The sequence below is a fragment of the Arcanobacterium bovis genome (genome assembly GCF_004331995.1).
GTDB classification, from domain to species: Bacteria; Actinomycetota; Actinomycetes; order Actinomycetales; family Actinomycetaceae; genus Arcanobacterium_A; species Arcanobacterium_A bovis.
Window position 1 is genome coordinate 1 of sequence record NZ_SJDT01000013.1, and the last position, 7,624, is coordinate 7,624.

General features: G+C 46.3%; 8 protein-coding genes. 2 read left to right on the forward strand and 6 right to left on the reverse strand.

Annotated elements, in window-relative coordinates; translation table 11 throughout:
• Both EZJ44_RS08500 and EZJ44_RS08505 read left to right on the forward strand, forming a co-directional pair.
• Positions 1–698: glutaredoxin domain-containing protein (locus tag EZJ44_RS08500; protein WP_206661893.1), on the forward strand; the 698-nt coding region annotated here is incomplete at its 5' end.
• Positions 699–1,586: 888 nt separating this feature from the next.
• On the forward strand, positions 1,587–2,312 hold the full coding sequence (locus EZJ44_RS08505) for a CPBP family intramembrane glutamic endopeptidase (RefSeq protein ID WP_165496168.1): 726 nt from the start codon (positions 1,587–1,589) through the stop codon (positions 2,310–2,312).
• 221 nt (positions 2,313–2,533) lie between these two features.
• Here EZJ44_RS08505 and EZJ44_RS08510 read toward each other — a convergent pair whose 3' ends face one another.
• From EZJ44_RS08510 to EZJ44_RS08535, 6 genes are all read right to left on the reverse strand, one after another.
• A complete protein-coding gene (locus EZJ44_RS08510; protein ID WP_131282537.1) occupies positions 2,534–3,322 on the reverse strand; it encodes a hypothetical protein in 789 nt (262 codons plus the stop codon).
• On the reverse strand, positions 3,315–4,208 hold the full coding sequence (locus EZJ44_RS08515; RefSeq protein WP_131282541.1) for a DNA-processing protein DprA: 894 nt from the start codon (positions 4,206–4,208) through the stop codon (positions 3,315–3,317). Before EZJ44_RS08515 ends, EZJ44_RS08510 begins: the two co-directional genes overlap by 8 nt.
• A 79-nt stretch (positions 4,209–4,287) precedes the next feature.
• On the reverse strand, positions 4,288–5,226 hold the full coding sequence (locus EZJ44_RS08520; RefSeq protein ID WP_131282544.1) for a hypothetical protein: 939 nt from the start codon (positions 5,224–5,226) through the stop codon (positions 4,288–4,290).
• 15 nt (positions 5,227–5,241) lie between these two features.
• Positions 5,242–5,616: a hypothetical protein gene (locus tag EZJ44_RS08525; protein WP_131282549.1), complete on the reverse strand. Its 375-nt coding sequence runs from the start codon at positions 5,614–5,616 to the stop codon at positions 5,242–5,244.
• Positions 5,613–6,383, reverse strand: a complete 771-nt coding sequence (locus EZJ44_RS08530; protein WP_131282552.1) for a ParA family protein — start codon at positions 6,381–6,383, stop codon at positions 5,613–5,615. The genes EZJ44_RS08525 and EZJ44_RS08530 overlap by 4 nt, the downstream gene beginning before the upstream one ends.
• Before the next feature lie 93 nt (positions 6,384–6,476).
• A complete protein-coding gene (locus tag EZJ44_RS08535) occupies positions 6,477–6,965 on the reverse strand; it encodes a tyrosine-type recombinase/integrase (RefSeq protein ID WP_131282556.1) in 489 nt (162 codons plus the stop codon).
• Positions 6,966–7,624 lie beyond the last annotated feature (659 nt).

Below are 7,624 nucleotides of genomic sequence, written 5' to 3' on the forward strand. Positions count from 1 at the left end.
AGCTTAGTGCATTCGTCAACAGCCGTTATGACGGTATGTCGATAAGCGAAAGCGACGTATATGTTCGCGGCATCAACTTCTTAACAAACTATCTCGAATACGAGACCATCGACTTTGAAGAAATGTGGAGCGCCGCAAACTGCCCACCCTTACGCCAATACCCACAATACGAACGCTCCGACGCTCTACCCATCCACATGCATAATGAGACAGGCGTCGATGGGCAGCAAAACATCGCGACGTCACCACGTCTCCAACAAGCCGCTGCCTCACGCTGGCTCGTTGCGGAATGGCTGCCAACCATTCTCCCGCAGACCTACAAGCACTTACCCGTGCCAGTCAGAAAAGACAACGCAATAACAATCTACACAAAAGCAGACTGCGTTCAATGCGTGGCCACCAAACGCCAGTTTGATAAAACAGGCACACCCTATAGTGAAGTATCGCTCGATCAATACCCAGACCTAGTTGAAAAATTCAGACAACAAGGCTACACCACGGCACCTATCGTCGAAGTAGAAACAGGTGCAACCCGTCGAACCTGGGCAGGATTCACCCTAGAAAACACACTATCCACGATCCGGCTCAGCGAAGGAAAAACGGGCAACATCACCCCAAGCCATCAACCGAAATGCATGACGCCCGTGCAACCCGATACACCCGCACCTGTGACACACCGAAGATCACGCCGCCGATGAACTTGAAAACAAAAGAGGGCGACTACGCTAAATATAGTCGCCCTCTTAAAAACCGCTGACACCTTTTAGTGTCTGTTTTCAAGTAGCCTCACTTAAATACTGATTCAGAAAAGGATACCAACGATCATTGCTCCAAAAGCCGCCAGTGCTTTTATGTAGAATTCTCGTGTATATATTCGACGTTCGATTCTGATAATGAACTTTAAAAGGAAATAATTGATAGTGTGGTCAATATTTCGCGAACGAATGATGAGCACGAACGATGCCGCCGATTAGCCTCTCCCTTAGCTTGTCGGTAAATAAACTTATATCCAATTTGTCGATTTCGAGAAAATTGATGGACAGGTGCAAGGCTGTGGATTAAGCTACAATCACCAACTAGAAAACAAAGGAGTTTTTATGAAAACTACACTGTACGCTCTCACGTCATTACTTCTAGGAGTTGCGCTTACCGGTGTCGGAGTACCTTCGGAACCTTCACTATTGGGATCTGACAATTCCTCATACACGCAAGGCTTATCTCCTCGGCCGCCGCACTGCACAATCAAAGTTGGACCGGGCTACCCCAGGAGAGCTGGAGAAACTATAAAATGGATTGGTGGAGTTAAATATCTTTGCAACGAATGTGTCCGTGTTGGCACAACTTGGGGATGTACTGACGCGATAGACCCGATTAAGTATGATGAATAAACAATAATATCTACCCGTGGAACTTCAACGAGAAGAAAGCAATCCCTACTTTAGGTGATTATGATAAAAAAAATAAAGAATATACCCAACGTATTGCTCTACCTGTTTGTGTTTTATCCACCTGTGTCGTTTATCCTTCAAAACCTATGGATATATTTCGACGCAACATCTCTAAGCACAACTGCCCTAGGCTTTTACGTGGATGTAGGCAATATTTTCCCCCCGTACAAGTTCCACGGGTTCATCTTTTATTTAATATGGATGATTGCTTCTTGGCTACTATTTATGAAGCTGACCAACTCAAAACAATCACCAATTATCGCTAAACCGGATCTAGAATCCACAAAAACATTTATTTACGGCATGGTAGGAACAATTGCCATGCTCTTGATTTACCCTATCTTGCAGCGTGAACTCGTTGTGTTGGCACAGCGTTTCCAAATAGACGAACTACTGAGGAATGCTACCGAAGCCACTTTTGACCTTGATTACTCAGGATATTCGCCTCTTGCCGATACATTATCTGGATCGGTCATGGGAGCAACGGAAGAAGTTGTTTTCACAGGTATTGTCCTATGGTTATTGATAAAGAAAGCGCACATAAAAACTTCCATCTCGCTCATCATCATGGTTGTTATCCGTGGAGTAATTCACCTACATATGGGATCAATAACTTCGCTGCTCTTTATGGCACCCCTTGCGCTGTTCACAGCCCTCTACTTCATCAAAACGCACCGCATTTTGCCGCTATTTTTGGGGCATTTCATCTTGAATTTTGTGCTGATAAGCAATATGTCCAAAGCAAAATCGAGCATTGTTGTGGCAACCCAATTCATTGAGCACTACCTTTTCCCGCTTATTTTGACGTTCGGAATCATTTGGATCGTGACAAAAAATGGTAAACAAAAACATTCATTAATGTGACAGCGGCGTTCCTTTTGAAATTCCGTCCAATTTAATGTGGTGAACTGCCTCAAATGCGGCGCAGCGAATTGTGGAACAGTAGGGTCAAAGAAATCCTGACCAGACCTTAGCGCTAGCATATCGCTCATTATCGCCACACTGATAACTCGGTCAGAACACCCAGAAATCTAGCATGTTATGCGTTAACCACTTCAATGTGTGTATCTAGAAACGAAATTGTTTCAAATATTCCAAGGTGAAATAGCTGGGTTAAACACGTTACTAGGGCGCTCGAAATTGCTGATTATGTCATTGGAATTTAGGAAGTTAGGTTTTATTTTTCTAGCGACAGCTAATGCGATAACTCGCGACGCTCCGTGGGCTTTTAATTGATAAGCAGCAGATTGCGCTTTCGAACCACTTACCCAAGTGTCTTCGATTAACAATACGTGATCAGGAGCGTTGTCCCAAACAGTATCGATTTTGAACAAATCGGCTTGGAAATCCCGGATACTTGGAGATCCTGGATTTACTGTTATTGGAAGATGGACGATATGTGGAAAATGCTTTAAGACGTAATCTGCGAAGTAAAATAAAGGGTGAGTTGTTGATTGTGAATGAAGTGGATTCTTTGATGATGGAACAATCGTCCAATTTGAAAAGGGGCCGTTCAACATTTCAAATTTGGTTATATGCCGATATAAATTGACCGCTAATAAACTACCCACGATCCCTTGGATAATGTCTTGATTTGGTCGTGTAGGATCTTTGTAGTCGTACATGTATTTCAACATTTGGCGATCATCGATAGCGTAAGTACAGATACCTAGGGTATCAATATAAGAAATGCCTTTACTGGAATGTTTATTGCACGTTGGGCATAGAACATACTCCATACCAAGTACGTCAGTTCCAACTGGCCCGTGGCAGAATCGACATGTTGAGATGGTAGGAATATTCGCCGGACGCAACACGAGTGAGTATCGATTTCGAAGTGCTTCTTCGACTCTGGAAATCTTGTCGTCAATCACTGTTCTGTTTCCCAATCGAGGCTAGCAATTGTACATCGTTGTCAATCGTATTGAGATGGGCATATAGGTCGTCATAGCTTGTCACCGCGTATACTCCCGGTTGTGAGAGCATCTCTTTTCCCCACTGAGTATTGTCCACTACGTCTGGCAGTAAAAATACGTTTCGTCCGTGTAACAGCGCTCTTTTTGCCTGCCCTCTTGTCCCAGAATATTCGCTTGCTGTTACTACTATCGTTGCTTGCGATAAGCCCGACATTGTTACGTTTCGCATAGGAAAAGATTGTTTTGTTGGCGGGCTACCTGGCAAAAACTGTGTCACTATACAGCCGTTTTGCTCCTCAATCTTTTGCCTTAAACGAATGTTCTCTGCTGGATAGGTTTTGTCAATGCCAGTCCCCATAACGGCGACAGTGTAGCCGTCTGCATCTAAAGCGCTTTGATGGGCGGCTGTATCAATACCTTTTGCAAGCCCAGAAATGATAGTGTAGCCGCGGTGGGCAAGAAACTCGGCAATATTTTGCGCTCGATTCAAAGCGCTTTGGTTAGCGTGTCGAGAGCCCACAATCGATACGCTATTCATTGATTGGCGTAGACGACCAGTATAAAAAAGTAGGGCTGGTGATTCATGCACTTGTGTAAGAAACGATGGGTAGTCAGCGTCCAATAGTGACACGATCTTATAACCTGAATCCAGCCATCTATGGACATCATTCCTTGCTTGTTCAAGCATATTGCTTGGAATAAATAGACCGCCACCACATATCTCGCTTAAGGTCTCATCAATACCAAGGCGTAGCAACATTTCACTGCGCTTGGTCTGAGAAAAGCTACGGTTCTTAACTCGTATTATTGCAGTGATTTTTGCAAGATCGTCGATGGTGGACATACGTTCATCTTAACAATTTTTTGCTGGCACTGCTGGCTTGGCTGGCAGTGCCAGCCAAGCCAGCAGTGTTTTAATTACCTCAATTTTCACTCTTGTTTATCGAAGTGAAAGTAGCGGTCTGAATGCCATTCTCGTCGGAAATCACATGTCCCACAGTAACCTTCACTTTCTTCCCGTTAGCTTTCGTAACCTTAACCGTTGAGCCTTTCACTAGCCCTTTACCTTTGATGAGGTACTCACCGTCGTCACGGATAAAAATGATGCGCCCATCAGCAAGCAAGTCACTCATATCGGATTCGACATTCTCAAACGCAGCCGTTTGAAGCCCATCCTCATCGACGCTGTGGATAGCACCGACAATGACTGTGCGCTTCTTTCCATTGCGTGAAGTTACTTCGACTTCCTCACCCTCAATCAACGCATAACCTTTAATCAGCCATTCACCATTATCGGTCTGGGTAAAAATAATCTGACCGTTTTGGAGTGCTTCACCAACCGTGTCCGGCCAAGTGAAAGTAGCGGTTTGGACACCGTCCTCCTCGTCGATAATCTCATCGATAATGACAGTTGCTTTACCACCGTTCTTTTTCGATACTTTCACCTCGGCACCCGGTTGGAGGTCTTTGCCTTTCACCCCGTACGTGTCGTCTCCCAGGTCGATGAAGATGATGTTGCCTTCATCGAATGAGGCACCTGTTTGTGTTTCCATTCTTGTTTTCCTTTCAATGTTGAGAGCCCATGCGGTCTCTAGATTTCCTTGTGGATTTGCCCGCCTTTGATCAGTGGCGGTTATAAGGTTCATTGTTTTCAAATCAGAGCGACGCCGACGGTAATAGTCCTTACCGGACATCGGCCAGTGACGTCGTAACGCGAGTTCTTCAAGCTCAGAATCAGTCAGGGTGTCAAACTCGTGTAGAGCTTTGAGAATCCGCCCATGATCTTTGGTGAAATTCTTCAGCTTACCGCCTGCTATATGGCTGGTTAGTGGATCTGTTGTTCGTGATCTGCCCTTATCCATGACGATCACCTCTAGCTAGTTACGTCCGGACAAAGGCAGACGCGGTACACGCCCGGTACCAACAGGCCTGAACTGTGCTCCGCCATTAACACGCTGCTCAGACTCATTCACTGCCTGCGCCAGATGCTCGGCTGCCCACTCCGATAGCGTCGGTGCACCACCTTCAGTTAAATCCGCAAGATACGCTGCCCGTATTCTGCCCATCAACGTTTTTGGCAACCGGATCGTGAACTTGACTGGGACATCGACACTCTCGCTGGCTCTGCCAGCGGTGCTGGCGTGGCTGGCATTGCTGGCAGATACGGCACTGCCCGCTTCGCTGGCGTTGCCAGCAATGATTGGATCATTGATTGTTGCTTTTGAAAGAACGTGTGGATCGGGAGTTTTCATTTCGATCCTTTCTTAATAGCGTTAATGAGGGCGTTCAACGCTTCACAAGTAGCATCGTCGATATAGCCGATAGGTTCATGCCTGGATGCTGCGGCAGCGATAGCTTCACGTTCCGGAATAGCGTTGGGCAGAAGATGTGCTCCGTAATAGGTTTGAAGATGATCAAACCATTCGCGGCGATCCAGACGATCTGCACGGTAAGAATTGACCACAACCCCAGATAAAACAAGGTCAGGATTGTAATGAGCTCGAACAGTCGCGATAGTAGAGGTGATCTCTGCAACGCCATCGAAACTCGTTTCCCGTGCAGTAGTAACAACCAAGGCTTTATCTGAGGCCACCAAGGCGTTCGTGGTCAGCATGCCTAGGGATGGTGGGCAATCAATCACCACATGTTCGAAATCGTATTGAACCGCTTCCAACAAAGTCTTGAGCCGGTTTTCGCGTCCCAGGGAAGTGTCTGATTCACGTGAGGCGAGTAGACGATCTGCTGGGATCAATGAAATAGTCCACGGAGGCATGCACTCCATGATCGTCTGGGTGATCACTGAGCCGGGAGCACCTGACGCTACAGCTGTGAGAGCATCATTCAAGGTTAATGTTTCTGTGCCGACATCGGCACCGACTGTCGTTGACGCATTACCTTGCGGATCGGCGTCAATCAATAAAACAGCATGTCTGCCGTTTTCTGAAAGACGCTGAGCAATATTAGTAGCCAACGTGGTTTTACCCACGCCGCCTTTTTGATTACAAACTGAAATGATCATCGAGTTTCCTTTCTGCTGGCCTTGCCAGCGGTGCTGGCTCTGCCGGAGATGCCAGCAAAATAATGTTTCGGCATAGATTGCTAGTTTTGTCGGTTAAATGCTTATTGCGAGAATGGTTGACCTCATCGCTTCTTTTGCTGGTTCTACGTATCTTTGAGTTGTCGAAACCTGAAGATGGCCGAGCAAGCGTTGTACTGTGAGTAGATCGTGATCTTGCCGGTAGGAAATGGTTCCGAAACGGTGCCGAAGAGTGTGCAAAGTCCACTCACCAGGGAGCGCTCGAGCGCCGATTTTTCCGACCCACCGTGCCGATAAATGACCGTTGATCTTGCCTGGGAAAACAAAACCTGTTACGGGATCTGCAGCGGCGATTAGATCACGATGCATTGTGGTGGGAAGCGGTAGGTACCTAACAACACCGCCTTTGCCGGTAACTCGAAGACTGTAACCAAGCAAATCTGGCATAATATCTTCGATATTGACCCGGCAAATCTCATCGACTCGTAGACCTAGATTCCCAGCTAACCGCAGTATCAAGAGAGTTCGGCGGGAATTGGTGTCACTCAGGCTTTGCTCATACAAAAACTCGGGAATAGGACGCGGGGGAGGACAGGCTCGGTGTTATTGAAGGAAGATGAAGAGTTGGATCAGCCAACTCATTCTTCCTTGCGTACCATTCGTAGAATGACCGCAGCGTTACGTATTTTGAATGCCTAGTTTCAGCTGCCCATTTCTTGCTTCCAGCCCAGGAAAATATGTCGTCTTCAGTGACATTTTGCGGACTTTTATTGATTTCTCTAGCAAAGTTACGCATTGCGCGAATGCGAGTTTCAACAGTTCGGGGTCTTTTGCTACAAGCAATTAAATATTGCTCCCACAAAATTAAGGATTTCTCCCACTCGGACGGCACTGGCCATAGTGTATTAGTCATGCAACATGTTAACGATAGGTGTAATCGGAAATAAAAATGCTTCGATTTTCTGATTGCAAACATTTACGCAACCAGCCCGAAATCTTTATCGATAACGCGACAAAACAAAAGACGATCAACCGTGTTCAATACCCATAACCCGGAGGTCGCAGGTTCAAATCCTGTCCCCGCAACTAAACCAGAATCCCTGGACTCGAAAGAGTCTGGGGATTTTGCTTTCTCCAGCTCAACGGTTAAGGGCTAAGCGTCAAAACGGGCTAAGCGTCAAAACGCGTTGCTAATGATGGCGTGTTGTTAGCGTCCGGTCCAG